The 22,844-nt window shown below is 43.7% G+C and carries 20 protein-coding genes; 8 read left to right on the top strand and 12 right to left on the bottom strand.

Translation table 11 applies throughout. The features are described from left to right. Nucleotides 1-323: 323 nt before the first annotated feature. Nucleotides 324-788, top strand: a complete 465-nt coding sequence (locus GJB62_RS26890) for a hypothetical protein (protein ID WP_114084575.1) — start codon at nucleotides 324-326, stop codon at nucleotides 786-788. A gap of 31 nt (nucleotides 789-819) precedes the next feature. Here the strand turns inward: GJB62_RS26890 and GJB62_RS26885 are convergent, their stop codons facing one another. The 3 genes from GJB62_RS26885 to GJB62_RS26875 form a co-directional block, all read right to left on the bottom strand. Beyond that, nucleotides 820-1,080: a hypothetical protein gene (locus tag GJB62_RS26885; protein WP_114084574.1), complete on the bottom strand. Its 261-nt coding sequence runs from the start codon at nucleotides 1,078-1,080 to the stop codon at nucleotides 820-822. A 125-nt stretch (nucleotides 1,081-1,205) separates the two neighbouring features. Then, nucleotides 1,206-2,597 (bottom strand): asparagine--tRNA ligase, encoded by a 1,392-nt coding sequence (gene asnS, locus GJB62_RS26880; protein ID WP_114084573.1) that lies wholly within the window; start codon nucleotides 2,595-2,597, stop codon nucleotides 1,206-1,208. A 2-nt stretch (nucleotides 2,598-2,599) separates the two neighbouring features. Beyond that, nucleotides 2,600-2,962 carry a hypothetical protein gene (locus GJB62_RS26875; protein ID WP_114084572.1) on the bottom strand — a complete coding sequence of 121 codons (363 nt, stop codon included), beginning with the start codon at nucleotides 2,960-2,962 and terminating at the stop codon, nucleotides 2,600-2,602. Nucleotides 2,963-3,006: 44 nt separating this feature from the next. On the opposite strand from GJB62_RS26875, the gene GJB62_RS26870 reads away from it, so the two are divergent. Then, complete coding sequence (locus GJB62_RS26870; protein WP_041565907.1) at nucleotides 3,007-3,282, top strand: DUF6439 family protein; 276 nt, start codon at nucleotides 3,007-3,009, stop codon at nucleotides 3,280-3,282. A gap of 149 nt (nucleotides 3,283-3,431) precedes the next feature. Here the strand turns inward: GJB62_RS26870 and GJB62_RS26865 are convergent, their stop codons facing one another. Together GJB62_RS26865 and rlmD are read right to left on the bottom strand one after the other, a co-directional pair. Further along, a complete protein-coding gene (locus GJB62_RS26865) occupies nucleotides 3,432-3,881 on the bottom strand; it encodes an anti-sigma regulatory factor (RefSeq protein WP_114084571.1) in 450 nt (149 codons plus the stop codon). A gap of 391 nt (nucleotides 3,882-4,272) precedes the next feature. Next, complete coding sequence (gene rlmD / locus GJB62_RS26860; protein WP_114084570.1) at nucleotides 4,273-5,679, bottom strand: 23S rRNA (uracil(1939)-C(5))-methyltransferase RlmD; 1,407 nt, start codon at nucleotides 5,677-5,679, stop codon at nucleotides 4,273-4,275. 311 nt (nucleotides 5,680-5,990) lie between these two features. Between rlmD and apcD the strand changes: the two genes are divergently transcribed. Then, nucleotides 5,991-6,476, top strand: coding sequence for an allophycocyanin subunit alpha-B (gene apcD, locus GJB62_RS26855; RefSeq protein ID WP_012407637.1), 486 nt, complete (start codon nucleotides 5,991-5,993; stop codon nucleotides 6,474-6,476). Nucleotides 6,477-7,017: 541 nt separating this feature from the next. On the opposite strand, the gene GJB62_RS26850 is transcribed toward apcD, so the two are convergent. Then, nucleotides 7,018-9,009, bottom strand: a complete 1,992-nt coding sequence (locus GJB62_RS26850) for a hypothetical protein (protein WP_147262561.1) — start codon at nucleotides 9,007-9,009, stop codon at nucleotides 7,018-7,020. Nucleotides 9,010-9,523: 514 nt separating this feature from the next. Between GJB62_RS26850 and purL the strand changes: the two genes are divergently transcribed. After that, nucleotides 9,524-11,899 carry a phosphoribosylformylglycinamidine synthase subunit PurL gene (gene purL, locus GJB62_RS26845; protein WP_114084568.1) on the top strand — a complete coding sequence of 792 codons (2,376 nt, stop codon included), beginning with the start codon at nucleotides 9,524-9,526 and terminating at the stop codon, nucleotides 11,897-11,899. Nucleotides 11,900-12,069: 170 nt separating this feature from the next. After that, on the top strand, nucleotides 12,070-13,569 hold the full coding sequence (gene purF, locus GJB62_RS26840) for an amidophosphoribosyltransferase (RefSeq protein WP_114084567.1): 1,500 nt from the start codon (nucleotides 12,070-12,072) through the stop codon (nucleotides 13,567-13,569). Nucleotides 13,570-13,859: 290 nt separating this feature from the next. Here the strand turns inward: purF and GJB62_RS26835 are convergent, their stop codons facing one another. The 5 genes from GJB62_RS26835 to GJB62_RS26815 all read right to left on the bottom strand — a co-directional run bounded on the left by GJB62_RS26835 (nucleotide 13,860) and on the right by GJB62_RS26815 (nucleotide 16,884). Next, a complete protein-coding gene (locus GJB62_RS26835; protein WP_245246020.1) occupies nucleotides 13,860-14,369 on the bottom strand; it encodes a GNAT family N-acetyltransferase in 510 nt (169 codons plus the stop codon). Then, complete coding sequence (locus tag GJB62_RS26830) at nucleotides 14,369-14,659, bottom strand: DUF1778 domain-containing protein (RefSeq protein WP_114084565.1); 291 nt, start codon at nucleotides 14,657-14,659, stop codon at nucleotides 14,369-14,371. Before GJB62_RS26830 ends, GJB62_RS26835 begins: the two co-directional genes overlap by 1 nt. 246 nt (nucleotides 14,660-14,905) lie before the next feature. Then, on the bottom strand, nucleotides 14,906-15,187 hold the full coding sequence (locus GJB62_RS26825; protein ID WP_012407641.1) for a hypothetical protein: 282 nt from the start codon (nucleotides 15,185-15,187) through the stop codon (nucleotides 14,906-14,908). Between the two features lie 65 nt (nucleotides 15,188-15,252). Beyond that, nucleotides 15,253-16,299: an ABC transporter permease gene (locus tag GJB62_RS26820; protein ID WP_114084582.1), complete on the bottom strand. Its 1,047-nt coding sequence runs from the start codon at nucleotides 16,297-16,299 to the stop codon at nucleotides 15,253-15,255. Between the two features lie 66 nt (nucleotides 16,300-16,365). Further along, the gene (locus GJB62_RS26815) at nucleotides 16,366-16,884 is read right to left on the bottom strand and encodes an adenine phosphoribosyltransferase (protein WP_114084564.1); all 519 of its coding nucleotides are present in this window, start codon (nucleotides 16,882-16,884) and stop codon (nucleotides 16,366-16,368) included. A 451-nt stretch (nucleotides 16,885-17,335) separates the two neighbouring features. Between GJB62_RS26815 and GJB62_RS26810 the strand changes: the two genes are divergently transcribed. Beyond that, nucleotides 17,336-17,962, top strand: coding sequence for a DUF3038 domain-containing protein (locus GJB62_RS26810; RefSeq protein WP_114084563.1), 627 nt, complete (start codon nucleotides 17,336-17,338; stop codon nucleotides 17,960-17,962). Next, the gene (locus GJB62_RS26805) at nucleotides 17,959-19,389 is read left to right on the top strand and encodes a DUF4335 domain-containing protein (RefSeq protein WP_114084562.1); all 1,431 of its coding nucleotides are present in this window, start codon (nucleotides 17,959-17,961) and stop codon (nucleotides 19,387-19,389) included. The genes GJB62_RS26810 and GJB62_RS26805 overlap by 4 nt, the downstream gene beginning before the upstream one ends. A 61-nt stretch (nucleotides 19,390-19,450) precedes the next feature. On the opposite strand, the gene GJB62_RS26800 is transcribed toward GJB62_RS26805, so the two are convergent. Beyond that, nucleotides 19,451-21,718 carry a transglycosylase domain-containing protein gene (locus GJB62_RS26800; RefSeq protein WP_114084561.1) on the bottom strand — a complete coding sequence of 756 codons (2,268 nt, stop codon included), beginning with the start codon at nucleotides 21,716-21,718 and terminating at the stop codon, nucleotides 19,451-19,453. Nucleotides 21,719-22,148: 430 nt separating this feature from the next. Between GJB62_RS26800 and GJB62_RS26795 the strand changes: the two genes are divergently transcribed. Next, complete coding sequence (locus GJB62_RS26795) at nucleotides 22,149-22,799, top strand: hypothetical protein (RefSeq protein ID WP_114084560.1); 651 nt, start codon at nucleotides 22,149-22,151, stop codon at nucleotides 22,797-22,799. Nucleotides 22,800-22,844 lie beyond the last annotated feature (45 nt).

Here is a 22,844-nt window from a genome sequence, read left to right as displayed (position 1 = left end):
CCTGCCACTGGTTAAAAGTAAACCGCTTGCTTTTTTCCAATCAATAATTTTCAAACGAAGAAGTGTTAATTTTTATAAAGCTTGCTTTCAGAATCTTGCTCTTAGTTACAGTAAAATTTAATAATTAGTTCTCGGTGTATGAAGGTCGCAAGTGCTTGCATAAAGAACATTTGCCCTATAGTTTTACTACAATGTTGATTAAGCACAAATCTATAATGGTTGTCACCAGAATGAGTTGACACCAATGCAGAAAATGTTACATTTTTTCGTAATTTTTAACAATTACGGTCGAGTTCCAAATATACAAGGCAGGAGTAATTGTAATGGATTTTATCAAAAAGTTAATTTCAGGGATTCTCGGTTTCGTAACTGGGATTCTTGGTTTCGTGACTGGGTTGTTACCTGGTAAAAAACAAAGCAATGGTTACTTCTTAGAACTGGACGAAGCAACCAGTCAATCGAAACCAGCAGCATCAAACGGTAAAAAGGCTACGGCACCAGCAGCTTCTCCGGCTGCAAAAAGCCCTGAACCTCAGACTGCTAAAGCAACCACAACTGCGACAAAAACCAAAGTAGAAGCATCTCAGAATGGTAAAGCTGTCAAAGCTGAACCCGCTAAAGCAGCCGCCACCGCTAGCCAAAAAACACCTGCTGAAACCACTTTTGCACCAAAATATCTTGCTCCTTCGACTACTAGCTCTAATGGTCGTCGTCGTCCAGGTGCGAATATGAGTGCTTACCTAGACATGGCACGTCAGGTTAAAACGCCTAACACATCTAACAATTGATAGAGAGGCGAAATTTGCCCGTATCTACAAGTTAAATGTGAATCCACAAGGTTAAGATAGCTTTTCCAGTTGTAGATGGAGAAACTCTCCAAACTAGGAGCGATCGCTTAATTTTCTCCACTACAACTTCATATTTTACGGAAGAGGCTTTTTCATCCAAAACTACTCTTCCTGAGATTCTGGCATTTTGCCGAAATTTACCAATTATTTGGTCTTTTAGGCTGATGATAAATGTTTTTAACTGGATTTTTGTTGATCCCCAAAGTTTAAAAACCTGGCGATTATAAATCAATACGGTTCAAAGCGCTACTTGTACAAAATCGTGGGTTTTGAGACGCGATAAATAGCCTTCTCTACAAGTTTTTTGGTCTTATCTGAACTGTATTGGATTATAAATGGCCAGGTTTACAAATTTAACTAAAATTCAGCACTTTGTGGTGTACGCGGAAAAGGAATCACATCGCGGATATTTCCCATACCCGTCATAAATTGCACGAGTCGTTCAAAACCCAGTCCGAAACCAGCGTGGGGAACAGTACCATAACGACGTAAATCAAGATACCACCACAAATCTTCTGGCTTTAATCCTTGCGCTAACACGCGGCGTTCTAAAACTTCTAGGCGTTCTTCACGCTGAGAACCACCTACAATCTCGCCAATTTTGGGTGCGAGAATATCCATTGCGCGGACGGTTTTTTCATCGTCGTTCAAGCGCATATAAAAAGCTTTGATTTGCGCTGGATAATCTGTGACAATTACTGGCTTTTTAAACTGTTGTTCAGCTAGGTAGCGTTCGTGTTCTGATTGTAAATCTAAACCCCAACTCACAGGATATTCAAATTTAACATCAGCTTTTTCTAAAACTTTGATGGCTTCTGTATAAGTTAAGCGCTCAAACTGATTATTAATAATATTTTCGGCTGTTGCCAACACAGACTTATCAATGCGTTCATTGAAAAATTCCATATCTTCTGGGCAAGTTTCCAACACATATTTAAAAATGTGTTTGAGAAACGCCTCAGCTAAATCCATATCGCCTTCTAAGTCACAAAAAGCCATTTCCGGCTCAACCATCCAAAATTCTGCTAGGTGGCGCGAGGTGTTGGAATTTTCGGCACGGAAGGTAGGGCCAAAGGTGTAGACGTTACTAAACGCCATTGCCATCACTTCCGCTTCCAACTGGCCGCTAACTGTTAAATATGTGGGTTTCGCAAAAAAGTCTTGGCTGTAATCTACTGCTTGGTTTTCTGTGCGGGGGATATTCTTTAAATCTAAACTGGTAACGCTAAACAGTTCACCTGCGCCTTCACAGTCGCTAGCAGTGATGATAGGGGTGTGTACCCATAAAAACCCTCTTTCTTGGAAAAATTGGTGAATTGCTGCCGAACAAGCATTTCTGACGCGGAAAACTGCACCAAAAGAATTAGTCCGCGATCGCAAATGTCCAATGGTTCGCAGAAACTCAAAGGAATGGCGTTTCTTTTGTAGGGGATATGTATCGGGATCAGCTTCGCCGTAAACTTTCACGGACTCGGCTTTCAACTCAATTCGTTGTCCTTTACCAAGAGAAGCCACTAGTACCCCTGTAGCCTCAACAGCAGCACCTGTATTCAGTTTTTTCAATATAGCTTCGTAATCTGGCAAATCCTGATTGATGACGACTTGCAAATTAGCTAGTGATGAGCCGTCATTGACTTCAATAAAAGCAAACCCTTTGGACTCGCGCTTCGTCCGCACCCAGCCTTGAACTTGGAGGGACTCATCAGGTTGGCCACTTCGCAATATTTCTGCAGTCCGTCGATTTACCATATTTACCCAGCATAAGACTTTAATATCCAGCCTATGATAACGCCCATTCCACCAAAGCGGACTACTTGCCAGAAAGGTTTTTTGAGGCTACGCCAAGAAAATAACTGGCTTTCTAAGTTTAGTTCTAGCCTTTCCAACTGCTGTTGAATGTGCCGTAACTCTGCTTTGATTTCTGGTGTCTGAGATTTATTGTGCTTTAGTTGATCGCGGTGCTGTTGCCATTGTGCCTGTTGTTGGCGATCGCGTTGCACTTGATCGTAACGTTCTTTTAAGGATAGGAGCGATCGCTCTACTTCCTCTAATTCTTGTTCAAAATCTGGTTCTTGATTTTCTGCTGACGACTGTGATTGTTTTGGCGGCTTCATTTACAAGTAGTAAAGTAGAAGTAAATGCAAATGTGCCAATAGTTATGTCCCAATCTACCCAGCTGCCGAAAACCAGTCAACTGAATGAACTTAGTACTCTGGAACTAGCTCAAGCTCTCATGGAAAGACTGAGTATTTCCCCTAACGATTGGCATCGCCTCAAGTCTAACCGCAATTCCCGCGCTAATGAACAAGTGGCAGCAGCAATTGTGTATCTTTTAAAGAATCAGCCACAAGAAGCTCAAGCTAGATTAGAACAGGCAATTGGTTGGCTAGATCGCTCCATTTCCGCGCCTCCCTGTCCAACTCACGGGAAGTAGAGAATAGGGAATGGGCAATGGGGAATAATAATCAATCAAATAATAACTTTCCCCATTCCCAACTTACAATTTGCCACTCCCTCATAGGAAGTAAAGAATAGGAATAGTTAGTAAAAAACAGTCAAATAGTAACTTTCCCCACTTCCCTTTTAGCGTCGCAGAGATAGTCCCCGGCGAGTTTCCATTTGTTTACAAAGCCTTAATTCTGTGCCTTTGCGGTTCCACTCTACCTGATCAAAAATTTGATGGAGAAGACATAAACCACGACCACTTTCTGATTCATCTGGTGGTAAATAGTCTGTTGGCTCTTCTTCAATAGCAGATGAAGGAGTAAAGCCACTACCCTGGTCTGATATTATCCACCAATATTGATTATCAATTAAAGAAAAACGGACTACAACTGTTTTACTGGGGTCAAGATTATTGCCATGTTTAGCTGCATTTACTAGAGCTTCTTGAAGTCCTAGCCGCAGTTCTGCTTGTAATTTTGCTGGAATTTCTGCCAACAGTAAATCTAAGATTGGACAAAGGTAGAGGGTTGAGGCAAAACTAATAGTGCCCCAATAACGTGCAACTGGACGGAGTGAAATTGTAATCACAAGAGAAACCCCATAGCTTTCAGTTAGCTAGACATCAGTTTGCTATTACAGGCACCCTGATAAAACTTGAGGTGGTCATGCTGCCTTCAAACTTGCGTCTTTAAAACTAAATTTTGAAAATGCTAGGGAGCATTAGCCCTATAGTATGAGTTGAGATTGTTTGGATATATAACGGCTGCAATAGTTTTGATAATGATGTTAGCAACTTAAAAAGATGCTAGTAATTTGACCGAGTATTGGGATACTCTAGTTAATTGCCGATTTCTCATTTACACAATCCAATTCATATTTATAAGAACCTATGCAACTTGAATTTATTTAAACGAAAAAGAATTTTTATTTTCAGCTTAATTCAATTTTAGCATCTTTAGTATGCACTAGACTAAAATTTTCAAATTTCAGTTTTTGTAAAGGAATTACTATCCTTGTGCAAATCTGATAGCACAAGAAATGCGGCAGCTTCAACATGAGCAGTTTGAGGAAAAAAATCAGCAGGTTGTACCCGTGTGATGGTATATTGTCCATCTTCACAAAGCAATTTCAGGTCACGGGCGAGGGTAGCTACTTTACAACTGACGTAAACTATCCGAGATGGTTTCAGTTGCCGTAAAGTGTCTATGACAGCGCGATCGCACCCCTTACGTGGCGGATCGAGTATTACTACTTCTGGTATTGTGCCCATTTTAGGAAGTAATTTCTCTACTGCGCCGACTTGGAATGTCACATTATCAATTCCGTTGCGGTGGGCATTCAAAATAGCTTGTTCTACTGCTGCTGGTTGCACTTCTAATCCTGTAGCAATCCGTACTTTTTTGGCGAGGGGTAAAGTTAAAGTCCCAATACCACAGTAGGCATCAACTAGCAACTCATGCCCTTGAAGATTGAGTTCTGATTGAATTATCTGCAATAGTGCCTCTGCTGTTTCTGTATACACTTGGAAAAATGTATCTGGGCGTACTTGAAATTCCAGTCCAGCAAAGTTTTCACGCAGGTGGGGGACTCCAGCAATGCAACGAGTTTCTGATCCGAATATAGCATTTGTGCGATCGCCATTGCGATTGAGCGACACTCCCACTAACTGCGGATAACGCTTTAACCATTCCTGTGCTTGGGTTTCAATTCCTGATAAATTCCAGTCTTTCACCACCAAAGTCAACAACATTTCTCCAGTGTGTCGGCCAATGCGTAAACCCAGATGGCGAATTTTTCCCCGATGGCGCTGTTCGTCATAAATTTGCCAACCTTGTCGTTGAATATCTTGCTTAACTTCGGCAAGTAAGGGATTTAATCGCGCATCTTGAACTGGACATTGATTTAAATTAATTAATTGGTGACTACCTTTTTGGTAGTAACCAGCTTGTACCTGTCCTGTTGCCGATATGCCCAAAGGATATGTAGATTTATTACGATAGCCTAAAGCAGAAGGGGCGGCGAGTACCGGATTTACCGGTGGTTGGACAAAACCACCAATGCGCTCTATTGCTTGGATAACTTGATTTTGCTTGGCTACTAGCTGGTAGTCATAATTAACATGCTGCCACTGGCAACCACCGCATTTATCCGCCACAATACAATTGGGTCGGATACGGTGGGGAGATGGCTCTAATAGCTCCTGAAGCTTCCCGTGGGCGTATTTTGGTTTAACATGAACCAAGCGAATAATGGCGCGATCGCCCGGTACAGTATCTGGGACAAACACTACACGCTCATCAGCGCGTCCCACCCCATCACCTGTATCACTCAGGTTAGCGATCGTCACTTCAATTAATTCACCCTGTTGCCAAATTATTTTAGTCATTTGTCATTTGTCATTAGTCATTTGTTATTGGGCATGAGGCATTGGGCAAAACAGTTCCGTTAGCGATAGCGGGGCGTTTAGCCCGTGCTGTTAGCGGATAGCTAAGGTTTAGCCCGTGAAGAGTTAGGAGTTACGAATTCTCCCCCTGCTCCCCCTGTCTCCCCTGCTCCCTCTGCCTCCCCTGCTCCCTCATCCCCTCTTCCCCATTCCCCAAAAGTTTCAATTCAATACATAAGTAGCTCCTATCTCTTCACTTGTGTACCTCCGACTCGCTAAACTAACAGATAATATTTCAGGTGATTTCAATCATCATGACTGTAATTAGCCAAGTTATTCTCAAAGCCGACGACGAACTGCGTTATCCCAGCAGTGGCGAACTTAAAAATATCAAAGACTTTTTGCAAACCGGGGTACAACGGACGCGGATTGCGGCAACCTTAGCCGAAAACGAAAAAAAGATAGTTCAGGAAGCAACCAAACAACTTTGGCAGAAGCGTCCTGACTTTATCTCCCCCGGAGGTAATGCTTACGGAGAACGCCAACGCTCTCTATGTATCCGTGACTTTGGCTGGTACTTACGTCTAATTACTTATGGTGTGCTTGCTGGCGACAAAGAGCCGATTGAAAAAATCGGTTTGATTGGTGTGCGGGAAATGTACAATTCATTGGGCGTTCCCGTGCCTGGAATGGTAGAAGCGATCAATTCCCTCAAAACAGCCTCTCTTGGCTTATTGAGTGCGGAAGACGCTGCTGAAGCAGCACCCTACTTTGATTACATCATCCAAGCGATGTCTTAATACAAAGTGTGTGTTGGTTGTAGGAGTATACTTCCAATCTAGTAGAGTGAGTGCAAGATACTAGCACTCGATAGGGATAAGATACCGAATTTGATCATACCCTCCCCACAATTGGTAGTGGCTGTGGCAAAATATCTGTCAAGTTACCAACCAGTTGTGGGGAAATTTATTTAAGTAGATAGTTATGGGGCATTTCTCAAAGGATGAAGGATATACAGACATAAAAAACCGACAGTCCTTAGTTAAGGCTGTCGGCAATTAAGTGTGTTCCCTATTAATGACTCGGCTAGAGTTCAGTTGTCATTAATTATGCCTAGTTAGCGATCGCAGAGAGACGATCATAATCATAGATATGTGTGATTCTCGTCACTTGATTGTTACAGCTAAACTGCATACACCCGAATAATCTCTGAGTCTTAGTAAATCTATGCAAATTTGGAACTAAGAATATATACGCTAGTAGATAATTTGTCAGGTTAAGAGCAAATAACACCGATTAGACACTTACAACGTAAAACACGAGACGCAGGAATTCACAAACCTATGCCCCGTTTGCCAAACTGCTGTAGCAGAAAGAGCTATCTGCAAAGATAAATTTCTCAAAGCCTGTCGTAGACAAGATAATGGAGTTTCCATTGCTGTTGAAAGTGATATTGGCATTAAGGGTATTGCCCGATATAACCCCAGATACAAATAGTTCAGAGCGATTGAAAGTGCTGAGATCGAGGGTGTCAAAACCATCTCCGCCATCAACAGTTGCAGCACCAAATCCTTTCAGGTAGTCATTCCCAGCGCCTAGAGCAATGTTGATTCCGCCACCGATGGTGACTTTCTGTTGAACTCCATCTAGGGTGCTGGTGGCGATAATTTGGTCATTGCCGTTGCCAGTCTTGATGATTCCTTCTCCATAAATACCATAGGCTGTACCACCAATTGTTGCTGTCGCCTGTCCAGTAAGCTTGTCAGAACCATTGCCAGTATCAATTATTCCATCGTTGAAGATGCCATAGGCGGTGGAGTCTGTTCCAGAACTGTTGCCATCACCAGTAATCTTGTCATTGCCCCACTCTGTAGTGATGGTGCCGTCTTTAGTGTTTTGAATGCCAGTTCCAGTACCCACATTGCCGATCCCACCAGGAGCGATACCGCCTTTGCCGCCAATGCCGATACCAATAATTGTGTCCTCTCCGTTTTCGGTATCCAGTTTGCCAGTATTGGCGATCCCAATTCCAGTACCGCCTTTGCCACCGGCGCTCTCAGTAAGGCCATCTATGCTAGCCCCGCCATTACCACCAGTACCAGTACCAGTAATAGTGTCGTTTTCGTTACCTGCATTCAGACTACCACTATTAGCGATGCCTGTTCCAGTACCGCCCTCACCAAAGAAAAACTTGTCGCCGCCCATACCGCCAGTACCGATACCAGCGATCGTGTCTTTTCCGTTCCCTCCATTCAGACTACCAGTGTTAACAATGCCGGTTGCAGTACCGCCGTCGCCAGTATTAGGAAAGCCCTCGGCACCGATGCCGCCAGTACCTGTGCCAGTAATAGTGTCTTCTCCGTCTCCGCTATTCAGACTACCACTGTTAGCAATACCGATTCCAATACCGCCGTCGCCAGAGAAGGGACCGCCGGTGCCGCCGATGTCACCAGCACCTGTACCAACGATCGTGTCCTTTCCGTTCCCTGTATTTAGACTCCCACTGTTAGCAATACCGGTACCAGTACCGCCATTAGCGCCGCCTAAGCCATTACCGCCCTTGCTGCCAGTTCCTGTACCGACGAGCATGTCTTCTCCGTCCCCGGTGTGCAATTCACCACTGTTGCTGATGCCAGTCCCATCCCCGCTCCTACCCGAACTGCGGCCACTGCCGCCACTGCCGCCAGTTCCTGTACCGACGATCGTATCTTTTCCGTTCCCTACATTAATACTGCCACTGTTAGCGATACCAGTCCCAGTTCCGCCCTGACCGCCGCCTCCAAGTCGATCTACTCCATTCGCGCCATTACCGCCAGTACCAGTGCCGATGAGTGTGTCATTTCCATCTCCTGCATTAATATTGCTACTGTTGCTGATGCCAGTCCCAGTTCCGCCCTTGCCACCGAGGAAGCTGCCGAAGCCACCGTTGCCGCCAGTTCCAGTGCCGCTGATCGTGTCATTTCCGTTCCCTCCATCAATCTTGCTAATATTGCTGATGCCAGTCCCAGTTCCGCCATTGCCGTTAGCGGTGCTGCCGTCGGTGTTGCCGTCGGCGCCGTTGCCACCGTTACCGATGCCTGCGATCGCGTCTTTTCCATTTCCTGTATTCAGACTGCCACGGTTAGCGATGCCATTGGCATTCCCACCCTCAATGGAGCCGCCGATGCTACCAGTACCAGTGCCCTGAACGGTGTCATTCCCTGAGCGCGTACAAATGAAACCTCCAGTTAAAATATCAATACCTATTGCTGGAGATGCATTTAATTGTTCTCCAATCAGAGTGTCAGAACCGGGGGTGCCGATGAAATTGGGTGGAACAGTAAGTCTAGGCATGAGCAAAATCCTCGCTATTAGATTTAGTGCGGTCAATTTACTAATTGGAATGAGTACTTTCTCAAAAAAATAAATTCCCAGAATCCTTTCTTCAAAAGCCACTCAGTGATTGAGTTTGCTGTTATATGAGTCACTTCAAGCGAATGAAATGCCAACGAGATAATTTAGATTGCAGGGCATTAAAACTTGCGATCGCATCGCATCCTATGAATTTTTTCTGCATTCAACTAGTAGAGCATCTGACAGGCTGATAGCCATTTCTATAATCTGGAAATGACCTATGCATATTACAAGGGAATAAAATTTTATTACTTCACTTTTATCAGTATATTTACCAGTAATTCAGCGTTGAATACAATCTCTCTTTAGGTGTACAAAAATATGTATCTTTAAGTAAATTTATTTATTTATTTAAATTTTCAGCGTTATATAGTTATGAACCATGCTAACAAATCCACCTACAGGGCAAGTAAATCGGTAGAATAATGCTCTGTACAATTGGTGCATAATTTCCATGACCGCCACATCTCCTGCTTTTTTTTCCCCTCAAGAAATCGCTGCTGAAGGTCTTAAACCAGAAGAATACGCAGAAATTGTCCGTCGGTTAGGCCGTCATCCCAACAAAGCTGAACTGGGAATGTTCGGGGTAATGTGGTCAGAGCATTGCTGTTACAAAAATTCTCGGCCTCTACTCAAACAATTTCCGACTGAGGGGCCCCGCATCCTCGTAGGGCCTGGTGAAAATGCTGGTGTTGTAGATTTGGGTGACGGACTCCAACTAGCTTTTAAGATTGAATCTCACAACCACCCATCAGCTGTAGAACCATTTCAAGGTGCAGCAACGGGAGTAGGCGGTATTCTTAGAGATATTTTTACAATGGGTGCGCGTCCCATTGCTCTATTAAATTCCCTGCGTTTCGGTTCTCTAGAAGATGCCAAAACTCGAAGGTTGTTTCAAGGTGTAGTGGCTGGGATTTCACACTATGGTAATTGTGTGGGAGTACCCACCGTTGGCGGCGAAGTTTATTTTGATCCGGCTTATTCTGGTAATCCCCTAGTGAATGTTATGGCACTGGGGTTAATGGAAACCCAGGAAATCGTTAAATCTGGGGCATCTGGCTTAGGAAACCCCGTGCTGTATGTTGGTTCTACCACTGGGCGCGATGGTATGGGAGGCGCAAGTTTTGCTAGTGCAGAATTGAGCGATCAGTCAATAGACGATCGCCCCGCTGTGCAAGTAGGCGATCCATTTTTGGAAAAGTCGTTAATTGAAGCTTGTCTAGAAGCGTTTAAAACGGGTGCAGTTGTCGCCGCCCAAGATATGGGAGCAGCTGGAATCACGTGTTCTACTTCAGAGATGGCGGCAAAAGGTGGAGTAGGAATTGAACTAGATTTAGACAAAATTCCCGCCAGAGAAACGGGGATGGTTCCTTATGAATATCTGCTTTCGGAATCTCAAGAACGAATGCTGTTTGTTGCCCATAAAGGGCGTGAGCAAGAATTAATCGACATTTTCCATCGTTGGGGACTTCAAGCCGTTGTCGCTGGTACTGTCATCGCTGAACCCATTGTGCGGATTCTTTTTCAGGGTGGAGTAGCAGCAGAAATTCCCGCCGAGGCTTTGGCGGAAAACACCCCACTATATAACCGTGAATTGCTGGCAGAACCGCCAGAATATGCTCGTCAAGCTTGGGAATGGACTCCTGATTCTTTACCTGCTTGCACAACCTCTGGCATAGAACTCAAAGGAGGTGTGCAAAATTGGAATGATATTCTGTTAACTTTGCTCGATACACCCACGATCGCATCTAAGAACTGGGTATATCGTCAATATGACCATCAAGTACAGAATAATACAGTCATACTACCAGGTGGCGCTGATGCGGCTGTTATCCGGTTGCGCCCTCTTGAAGAAATTCCCAATCTCAAATCTAAAATCCCAAATCTAAAATTAGGGGTGGCTGCAACAGTAGATTGCAATCCTCGTTATGTTTATCTTGACCCCTACGAAGGAGCTAAGGCAGTGGTGGCAGAAGCTGCACGCAATCTTAGTTGTGTGGGTGCAGAACCTCTGGCGGTGACGGATAACCTAAATTTTGGCTCTCCAGAAAAACCAATTGGTTATTGGCAATTAGCAGAAGCTTGTCGCGGTTTGGCGGAAGGTTGCCGAGAATTGGCGACACCAGTCACAGGTGGAAATGTCTCTTTATACAATGAAACCCTTGATTCTCAAGGCATTCCCCAACCCATTTATCCCACTCCTGTAGTGGGGATGGTGGGCTTGATTCCCGATATCACCAAAATTTGTGGACAAGGTTGGCAAGCATCCGGCGATGTGATTTATCTTCTCGGATTGCCTCTAGCATCCAAAATCAGTTTGGGAGCATCTGAGTATTTAGCTACTATCCACAATACTGTTGCCGGAAAACCGCCACGGGTAGATTTTGACTTGGAACGCCGCGTCCAAAAAGTTTGTCGGGAAGGAATCCGTAATGGTTGGATACGTTCAGCCCATGATTCTGCTGAGGGGGGAGTGGCGATCGCACTTGCCGAATGTTGTATTGCTGGAAACCTTGGTGCCGAAATCAATTTAGAAATAGCAACAACGCAGTTAAACCGCCTGGATGAGGTACTGTTTGCCGAAGGTGGTGCCAGAATTTTAGTCTCTATAGCATCAGAACAACAAGAAATTTGGGAATCATACTTACAGGAACATCTGGGTCAAGAATGGCAAAAACTCGGTATAGTCGATAATTCTCACATCGGTTTGGGGGTTTTCACCACTGATAACCAAACCTTAATCAAAGTTACGATCGAAGAGATGAACGATCGCTATTTCCATGCGATCGCTAGGCGCATCGCCAACCAAACCACTATTTCTGAGTCCTGAGTATTTAGACTTCACTCAGAAATCAGCACTAATCACTCAGAACTATTAGCGTCTCTGGGCATAATTACGGTACTGTTTTAATAGATGGTTAAAGATTTATTAAGAAATCAACAACTATCTATAGACATAATCCCAGTGACTTGACCCCCCCCACCAGGAGCAAAGCTAGCATGATATCTATTCATTCTGTCACTTCGGATGAATACCCCGACCCTACCAACAACCCAATCAATAGTCATGAAAATCAGCCTGACAAGCCAGAAGAAGCTTGTGGTGTTTTTGGCATCTACGCACCAGGAGAAAACGTTGCTAAACTGACCTACTTTGGATTGTATGCCCTCCAGCATCGGGGTCAAGAATCAGCTGGGATTGCTACCTTTGAAGGTGCAAAAGTCCATCTCCACAAAGATATGGGCTTGGTGTCTCAAGTTTTTAATGAAACCATCTTGGATCAATTGCCTGGTAGCCTTGCTGTTGGTCACACTCGCTATTCCACCACAGGTTCTAGCCGCAAAGTTAATGCCCAACCCGCAGTCCTGGAAACTCGCTTAGGTTCACTAGCTCTTGCACACAATGGTAATTTAGTCAATACAGTGCAACTACGTCAAGAGTTGCTTGAGAAAAAATACAACTTAGTCACCACAACAGACTCAGAAATGATTGCTTTTGCGATCGCAGAAGCCATCAATGCTGGTGCAGATTGGCTAGAAGGTTCAATTCAAGCATTTCACCGTTGTGAAGGAGCCTTTAGTTTAGTTATTGGCACTCCTAACGGTGTTATGGGTGTCCGTGACACCAACGGTATTCGTCCTCTAGTAATTGGGACTTTAGCAGGTAATCCAGTTCGTTATGTTTTGGCATCCGAGACTTGTGGTTTAGACATCATTGGAGCCGAATACCTGCGAGATGTAGAACCAGGTGAATTAGTTTGGATTACTGAAGAAGGTTTAGCTTCCTATCATTGGAGTCAACAGCCCCAAAGGAAATTGTGTATCTTCGAGATGATTTACTTTGCCCGCCCTGATAGCATTATGCACAACGAGAGTTTGTACAGCTATCGGATGCGGTTAGGACATCAACTAGCTAAAGAATCTTGTGTCGATGCCGATATAGTCTTTGGTGTTCCTGATTCTGGTATTCCTGCTGCGATCGGATTTTCTCAAGCTTCTGGTGTAGCTTACGCTGAAGGACTGATTAAAAATCGCTATGTTGGACGAACCTTTATTCAGCCAACCCAAACCATGCGCGAGTCAGGTATCCGCATGAAACTCAACCCACTCAAAGATGTGCTGGCGGGTAAACGAGTAATTATTGTTGATGACTCCATTGTTCGTGGTACTACCAGCCGTAAACTAGTCAAAACCCTGCGTGAAGCGGGTGCAGTAGAAGTACACATGCGAATCTCTTCCCCACCAGTAACTCATCCTTGCTTCTATGGCATCGATACCGATTCTCAGGATCAGCTGATTGCTGCTACTAAGTCAGTAGCCGAAATTGCCAAGCAACTGGAAGTAGACAGCCTCGCCTATCTCAGTTGGGAAGGGATGCTAGAAGCAACACGAGAAGACACCAATAGTTTCTGCTCTGCCTGCTTTACTGGAGATTATCCCGTAGCGATTCCTGAGCCAGTGAAGCGTTCTAAGTTGAGTTTAGAAAAGGTAGTGGTTTAGGGGCTAGTAGTATTAGGGACATTAGGGAGTAGAAGGAGCAAGGGGTGAGTAACAACTCTTAACTCTCAACTCCCAACTCCCAACTAATGCCCCATTTCCACTCAAGCTAAAATAGGGAAATCCCCTAACAAAATACAACTTTGCAGAATTGCCGTAATTTTTTAGTATTCGCAATTTTTAATAAATAGTGATGAACACTAATTTGGCGGATGCCCAGTAGGGGTTGAGGTGTATCTTGTGTTTAAATTTAAAATCCTCTTAATTCACTTGTGCAGAATTTGGAGGATTAATTAATCTATAAGGTTTGCTCGAATATCTTTTAAAGTCATCATTAGCGTTAATGGTTCTATTGGCGAGGGTTGAAACCCGTATTTTAAATAAAATCTTTTGGCTTCTTCATCCTTAGCATGAACCAAAACACATCTAATACCCGCCATTTGGGATACTGTTAAAGTACGAATAATAGCATCTTTTAATAAACCAGACCCTATACCCCGTCCTTCCCATTTAATGTCTACAGCAAGTCTTCCGATAAGCATACACGGTATAGGGTCTGGTGCGTTCCGTTTAGCTTTGCTAACAGCTATTAAATGAATTACAGAAGCAGTTGCTAAACAGTAATAGCCTATTACTTTATTTTCAATATTTACTACAAAAGTTCTAGCCGTATCTCCCTCATTTTTCAAAGCTTTCTCCTTCAGCCAATTATTCAAAGCTTCTGATTTAGATTCAAATTCTAATACATCATGCTTAAGAGTAAGTGACTGAGGAGGATTAATAATTTTTGTTTGTTTCATCATTAATCCCAAGGAGATTTAGCTGTTAATAATTTACGAATTTCTTCATTTGTTTTAGGTGGTGAGTCCAAAATAGCAAGGAATTTTTGATATCTTTCCTCGTCTAACGCAAAGAAAGTCTTGTTACAGATGACTTTTTCTGCTTCTCGACAGGCAACTTCTAACATAAAGTCAGAACGGTTCTTGCCAAGAATCGATGCAGCATTATCAATTAAATCCCGTTGTTGTTCTTGAACTCTAATATTAATTACTTGGTTACGACCAAGGTTATCCATTTTAGAACGGGCAAGCATTGGGTATCTTCCATGTGTGTGTCTCATTTAGCATTGCTGAATTAAGTTTCAAGCTTTATTCAGCAATGCTTAATATCTAATATAGAATATTGTGTATACAACGTCAACACAAATTTTATGGTTTAATCAGTTGTGTAATTACGGATACTTGCTATAGACAAGAGGACTTTTCAAATATACTCTTAAACAAATTAGCAAGCGATGTCTGACGACAAGCCGAAGGAGCATTTACGCTAATCCATAAATTTAACTGTGCTGCAAAAACTCAACCTTTGGTAATAACGGGTCAGTCACAATACCCACACCGCTAAAACCCCAACGTTTGAGCAGGTTTCCCAACTGTGTACGTGGAATAGATTCCACAGTAAAGCGGTTTGCAACTTCTGCTGCGTGGGTGTTGAGATAGCTAAGGGCATCAAAGTTTTCCTGAAACAGCAATAAATAACCTGATGTTTCGGTGTCAGGACGAGCTATCAAATAATTACCGTCAGTTTTTGAGCGCACCAAGTAATAGACTTCGGACAGCATGGAGATGGGGATGGGGAGAGTGGGATTAAACCAATGACCAATGACAAATGACCAATGACCAATGACTAATTGAGATTTTCTAGCCGAATACGTGGATCGGCGGCTTTTAACATCAAATCGGCAATTAAATTACCAGCAATCAGCAACACTGCGCCCATTACCAAGCTTGCCATTAACAAATATAAATCTTGAGCTTGTAAAGCCTGTAGAGTCAACCTTCCTAAACCGGGCCAGTTGAAGAAAAATTCGGCAATGAAGGCACCGTTTAATAAACCAGCTAATTCAAAACCCAATAAGGTAATTAAGGGATTTACGGCGTTACGAAGTGCATGAACGTAGATGACGCGGTTTTCTGGCAGACCTTTAGCACGAGCCGTTTGGATATAATCTTGACGCAGCACATCCAATAATTCGCCACGAGTGATGCGTTGTAAACCAGCAAAACTAGTAATTGAGAGGGCAATCGTAGGTAAAATCATGTGCCAGCCGACATCTAAGATTTTGCCAAACCATGTTAGTTCTGAGTGATTGATGCTAGTCATACTACCCACTGGGAATAACGGCGAGGTGATTTGGGCTAAAACCAGCAGTGCCAAGGCCGTGATGAAACTGGGAAAGCCTTGTCCGGCATAGCTAATCACCTGTAAAAGCCGGTCTGATAGCTTATTTTGGTTAACAGCAGCAAAAATCCCTAGAGGGATGGCGATCGCCCATGTGACAATTAAAGATGCGATCGCTAATAGCAAAGTAGCTGGTACTCTTTCCCACAAAAGCGATGCCACTGAACGTTGATAAATAAAACTCGTGCCAAAATCTCCTTTTGTCAAGATTCGCCATAGCCATAGCCAAAATTGCTCTGGCCAAGACTTATCAAGACCAAACTGCCGCTTAATTTCCTCAATTCTTTCTGGAGATATCTTCGGGTTTTGCCGCAGCGTATCTACATAATCCCCTGGAGCGAGTTGAATAATGAAAAACGATAATGCTGATGCCAAAAACAGAGTCAGTAGTGCCTGCAATACCCGCTTTGCCACATAAATAAAAGTTTCGCTCGTGACTAGCCTGATTAGCCAATCCCGACCTGTCTCCAAGGAAATTTTCGTAGATGTCATTTGTCTTTTGTCCTTTGTCATTTGTCATTTGTCATTTGTCCTTTGCTAATGACCAATGACAAATAACTAATATTCAATTAGAGAGATAATCGGCACGTCTGGCAGATATTTACGCCCTTCTAAATCCCGTAGCTCGATAATAAACCCAAATCCTACTAATTCGCAGCCAATCTTCTGCACTAACTTTGCTGTTGCACTCGCAGTTCCACCCGTGGCAATCAAATCGTCCACAATCAAAACTCGGCTACTTTCATGTAAAGCGTCTTGATGCAGTTCCAGACAGTCAGTACCATACTCTAGATCATATTCAATTGAGTGAACTGCTGCTGGTAACTTACCTTTTTTGCGGATGGGAATAAAACCAGCCCCTAATTGATAAGCCAGAGGTGAGCCAAAAATAAATCCTCTTGACTCTATACCAATTACATAATCTGGTTTTATTTCAGCTTCGTTGCATTTTTGTGTTAAAAAGTCAATAGTATAGCGTAATCCCTCTGGATCGCGCAGTAATGTAGTAATATCCCGAAATAAAATTCCGGGTTTGGGAAAATCTGGAATGTCACGAACGAGAGACTTCAAATCCATAAAATGGGAATGGGGAATGGGGGATGGGGAATGGGGGATGGGAAATGGGGAAGAAGAGGAGCAAGGTAAGTATGGGAAAAAAGTATTGATTATTGACCAATTCCCAATTCTCAATTCCCAATCCCCAATCCCCAATCCCCAATTTTCAGATACCTGAAAAATCGTACACTATAATGTCATACGCTGGGGGTCGAAGCTTCAGCTTCGTCCTTTGTTGACGATAATTAGAATCTAAACCAAGCTAGAAAAGGTATTACATTCAGAAATGAGGTGAATTAACTTATGTTTTAAAACTTTGATTTCAATATAGGGAAAACTTTGAGTAGAAAGAGTTAAGTAATGTATATATCAGGTAGTCATGCTACTGCTACAAGTCTAATGCTCAAGTCTTGGCTACCGATCTTAAATTTGTTTTATCTAGTCTGTTGGAACCGCACAAGGTATTTATAGAATGAATGTCTCAGCAAGTTTAACGCCGTTCAACAGTCCAACTCAAGATTCATTGCCTACGATTCTGGACACTTTGCCAGATCCTGCGATCGCTTCCAAGACTTGTCCTCGGAGAACGCGGTTGCAAATTGACCTGATTTTATTGGCAATTGAAGCTTTAGAGCTTGGTGGTTCGGAAGCAATCTTGAGTTTTGCTCAAGAGTTGGATCTCAAAGGAATTGTTAAAGACAGGGTGAATTTATGGCGGATGCGTAGCTCTAACCCGCTACGGAGAGCGCATATCCGCCGTCCCTTAACTATCATGGAAGCAAAAGCTCTGGTAGTCATTGCTTGCTACATAGCGCGGCGTTTAACTGTTGTCATTCGCCAGTTATTAATGATATGTCAACAAATGGAAGAAAAGCAGATTCCATTGGAACAGAATTTGCGTCTATCTAATTACCTAGAGCGGTTTAGAGCGCATTTTAAAAGCCGGATGAATGCCCGACGTTCTGGTGTACTAGCATTAACTTCTGATGAAAAATTAGATGAGCTAGCTATAAATTTGTTAGGACAATTACTATTTTGTACTGGTACAGCTGGAATGCAGCGATTCTGGATTAGTCTTTTTGACGGTGAAGTGGAATGAATATTCAACGTAAGTACAGTCTACCTAATTGTACACTGCTTTTAGAAGGGTTAAGTGATGTCACTAGGGCTGCACACTTCCAGGAAATGCGCCCGGAATTATCAATATTGGTAAATGCAGAATGCTATTTATCTGGTTATAATCAGCCCCTAACGGGAGGGCGGGAATTTTTTGAAAGTTTGGTGAGGGCTGTTAGTGGGTATGCCCAAGAATTTTTAAGTAGCGTACCTAATCCTCAAGCACACAATCAGGAATCGGAGCTAGTAGAGTTTCGGAAAGTTGATAGCAACCGACACAGATTAATCATCCATTCCGAAGGAACTCCAGAGGGATTCGATCACTCCAACAATTCCAAACGTCCGCCAATTGAAATAGATTTGAATACGGTGCAGTTGTTTGATTTAGTGGAAGCAGTGGATCAGTTTTTTGCTGATACCCAAACTTTACCCGAACTTTCTCTAGAACTACAACCAGTTACCAGACGCTATGGCGGTGCTAGTCAAGCTTTGGTTAGACAGGCTGTACCTGCTGCTGTGGGTGTGTCAAGTTTAGCAGTAGCTGCGATCGCCTTTAACTTGATTCCACCTCCCCAACTTCGTCCACCACAGCCAACAGCAGATGAGCAAAGTAGCTCTACAATAAACAATATCACTCCTCCAGCATCAGCTGCTGCAACACCCATTGCTACGGCAAGGCCCACACTAACGCCTACAGCTAATGGAAAGCCGGCAGTTAAAGATTTAGAAGCACTTTTAAATACAGTTCCAGAAATTACCGATCCATCTCAGTTACGTGCATTGAATCGTCAAGTTTACAATCAAGTTCATCCAGCTTGGGCTAATCGCTCAGGATTGCAACAAGATTTGATTTACCGTCTGGGTGTAGCTGCGGATGGTGCGATCGTTGGTTATAAAGCGGTGAATAAAGAAGCGAATCTAGAAGTAGGTAAAACTCCTCTGCCTAACGTACTTTACAATCCAGCTACCCGTCCGACCATTTCCAATGAACCAATCGCCCAATTTCGTGTAGTATTTACTACACAAGGTGTCCTGCAAGTTAGCCCTTGGCGGGGATATGCTAGAACGCCAGAGGTAGTGGGTACAAAAATTACTGACTCTAATATAGTCAAAAATTTAAATCAAAAGCTTTATAGTACAGTTCGGCAAACTTGGAGTGGCAAACCCACCTTTACGCGAGATTTGAAATATCGGGTAGCAGTCAACAAAGATGGCGTAATTGCTGACTACGAACCACTAAACCAAGTTGCCTTTGACTATTTTCGGGAAACACCCCTTCCCAAGATGTTCAACGCTATCTACGGCTCTAATGTAGCAGCCCCCAACGATAAAGAACCTCTCGCTCACTTCCAAGTGATATTCAAGCCTAGCGGCAACCTGGAAGTTACACCTTGGAGGGGATATCAATAATAATTCGTGATTCGTAATTCGTAATCCGTAATTTTTAACTATGAAATTACAAATTACGAATTTACCGCGTAATTCTCCGCATATAATTTCCCCACAACTGAGCGGCTTGAGCGCTGCTACCAGATGTGGGGGAATTGTTGTCGTTCCCCAGCCAAACACCAGTTACAAGTCGCCGACTTGGGATAAAACCTATGAACCATAAGTCAACGTTTTTATCAGTCGTGCCTGTTTTACCGGCTTCTCCGAGTCCAATGGCAGCACTACGACCAGTGCCTCTGGTGATGACACCACGCATCAAACTAGTCATCTCATCGGCTACACCACTTGGCAGAACTCGTTTGTTCGCATCTGGATCTTGGTCGAAGGAGTAAATTACACGGCAGGTTTTGATATCATTGCGATCGCTGCAATCACCACTATCTAAAATTCGGTTAATCGCATGGGGAGGATTCCACACTCCACGATTGCCAATAGAGCCAAAAGCACCAGTCATTTCCAAAACATTGACCACGCTTTGACCCAGTACTAAGCCAGGAACCGGATCGAGGTTTGACTTAATTCCCAAATTCTGAGCCATCGCCACTACTTTATTCAGCCCGATTTCTCTAGCAACTCCCAAGGCAATGGGATTTTCTGAAAGAGCCAGCCCGGTGGCAATATCTAAACTGCCAGCACCGGAACGACAGGGTTTGTAAGTGAAGCCTTGCCAAGTTAAAGGAGCGCAGGAATAACTCTTAGATGGTGAAATTCCCTGTTGAATAGCGGCGGTGTAAGCAAAGATTTTAAAGGTGGAACCTGGTTGTCTTTTGGCTTGAACAGCACGATTGAACTGACTTTTTTTGTAATCAGTTCCGCCTACCATTGCCAGAATGCCACCTGTACTGGAGTCAAGAGTTACCACAGCCCCTTGAGAAAAATTAAAATTTCCACCACTATTGTTGACTGAATTCCGCAACGCTGATTCAGCTTGGCTCTGGATCGCGGGATCAAGCTGGGTTTCAATGATATAATTCCCTTCGTTTGCGGCTCCCTCGCCCAAGATTGATTCAAGTTCAGAGAAGACGTAACTGTAAAAATAAGGAGCGATCGTCTTAGCCTGCTGTTCACAAACTTTAGGACTAACTTGAACAGTGGAACGTCTAGCTCGGTTCGCATCTTCAAGCTTAATTTTGCCCATTTCCAGCAACCGCTTAATCACACGATTCCGGTATTCAGCTGCTTCTAGCTTATTTGGCCCATCCCCACAAAAATCAAATGCGTTGGGAGCAGGTAAAATTCCTACCAAAGTTGCTGCTTCTGCCAAAGTTAATTCTTTAGCTGGCTTTTCAAAGTAATACCGAGCTGCATCCTCAAAGCCAGAGGTATCTCCCCCCAAGAAAACCCGATTTAAGTACATCAGCAAAATATCATCTTTGCTGTAAAAGGTTTCTAACTTCAGGGCGACAACTGCTTCCCGTAATTTGCGTCCAAGTGTATCCTGTCTACCTACATATTCACGGAACAAACTGCGGGCAACTTGCTGCGTAACAGTGCTGGCTCCTTGCTGCACATCTCCGCTACGGCTATTGATCAACACGGCTCGTAAAATCCCCAGAGGGTCAACCCCAAAGTGCCAGTAATAACGACTATCTTCTGAAGCTACTACGGCAGATGGCAAATAAGGGCCAAATTCCTCTAAACGCTTCATATCTACGTGAGAGATAGTTCGAGGCTCTCTCAGAGGTGTGGCTCCATCACGAGCGTAAACAACTACTGGAGCGCGTGTAGCTGTAGGTAGGGGTCTAACTGAAAATTTCAGCCATTCTACGCCAATTACTAAGGCGAACAAGGCGCTGACACCACCAACACCATAAGCTGTCCAACTTGCAGCTTTGACATACCACGCTGGTGGATCGACGTATTGCAGGCGCACAGAAGCGGCTAGTTCTGGGGGGCCCAGAGTCAGAATATCGCCATGACGTAGTTCTAGGGAATTAACACGACGCTTGCCACGATAAATGCCATTGGTGGAGTTTTCGTCTTTGATGACGAAAACTGGTGTGCGCTGAGTAGAATTGCGCGATAGCGATAGGTGAATTTGGCTGACAACGGGGTTACGGACGACGATATCGCTGGATTTGGAACTACGACCGAGAATATAGCGATCGCCCAACAGTGGATATACCTCTGCTTTATCCGCCCCCGCATCCTGTACCCAGAGTTCCGGTACTTTGGCATTAGGCTTGAGCGCCAGTTTGGAAAAATCAACCCTAGCTTGGATAGTATGGACTGCTTGAGTCAGTTGACCAATTAACGTTTGTGGCTTGTGAGGGGGTTGGGGAGAACTCATCGGCGATTCACATCACACTTTTTAGTGAAGAATGGGGCGAATTACAATTTTAGATGTTAGTCTTTCATCATTTTACTCATAAGCCAAAGCATAAATTAGCTATACGGGACTTTTTGCTCTAATTTATACTGAACATTACTTTTTTATCTGAGTTAACTCGTTATTTTTATCACTTAATTAAAGAAAAATAAAATTTTTTATCCTTCCTAAAAGCTTATTTTGTCTACTCATTTTACTTTAATGACTACAAGCATAGATTGAAAGCTTGTACTTATAAGCACTAGTTAATAACAAACGACAGATTTAATTTTTACCAATTTTACATATCCACATATTCTGCAACAAACTTAAATATATTCATTTAGGAAGATTTTCTAAATCTTATTATCTGTTTTAATGGGCCGAGTGTTCCGTTGAGGTAAATTTCAGAATGATGGGAAAATCTCTGACCCTGATTGGTACAGCTCTATCTTTGGCTCTCACCACTAATATTGCCGTAGCCGAATCCAGTAAATCCCCCATAGCTCAATCCAGTAGCGAATCTACTAGCGCACCAACGGAAATCAAGATGTCGCCAGAAGGTATGAAAATTCTGTGCGAGTATTTTCCGCTTAACTCTCGCTGTCCCGGCGGCACAGCACTTACCCCTGGTGGGGCTCCTGGTAGCACTACAGCACCAGCAGAAACCACACCTAGCACGACTCCTGGTAGCACTACAGTACCAGCAGAAACCACACCGAGTAACATCACTCCTCCCGAAAGCACTCCGGCACCAGGAACTGTTACCCCACCTGAAAGTGGAACTCCCGAAAGCACTCCAGCACCAGGAACCGTTACCCCACCTGAACCTGGCGCTCCTAGTAACTTAACTCCAGCACCAGGAACCGTTACTCCATCTGAACCTGGCGCTCCTAGCAACTTGACTCCAGCACCAGGAAGTGTTACTCCAACTGAGCCTGGCACCCCTAGCAACTTAACTCCAGCACCAGGAACCGTTACTCCATCTGAACCTGGCGCTCCTACAGAACCAGGTGCCAACTCTCCCAGTACTCCATCTACTGCTCCTGCCCCAGGTAAATAAATTAAAAGCTGGATACGTTTGACATACTAATTTACCATCAGCGAT

It is taken from the genome of Nostoc sp. ATCC 53789 (genome assembly GCF_009873495.1).
Classification (GTDB): Bacteria; Cyanobacteriota; Cyanobacteriia; order Cyanobacteriales; family Nostocaceae; genus Nostoc; species Nostoc muscorum_A.
Note: the sequence above shows the minus strand (reverse complement) of the source record. Positions and strands in the feature narration are given on the sequence as shown.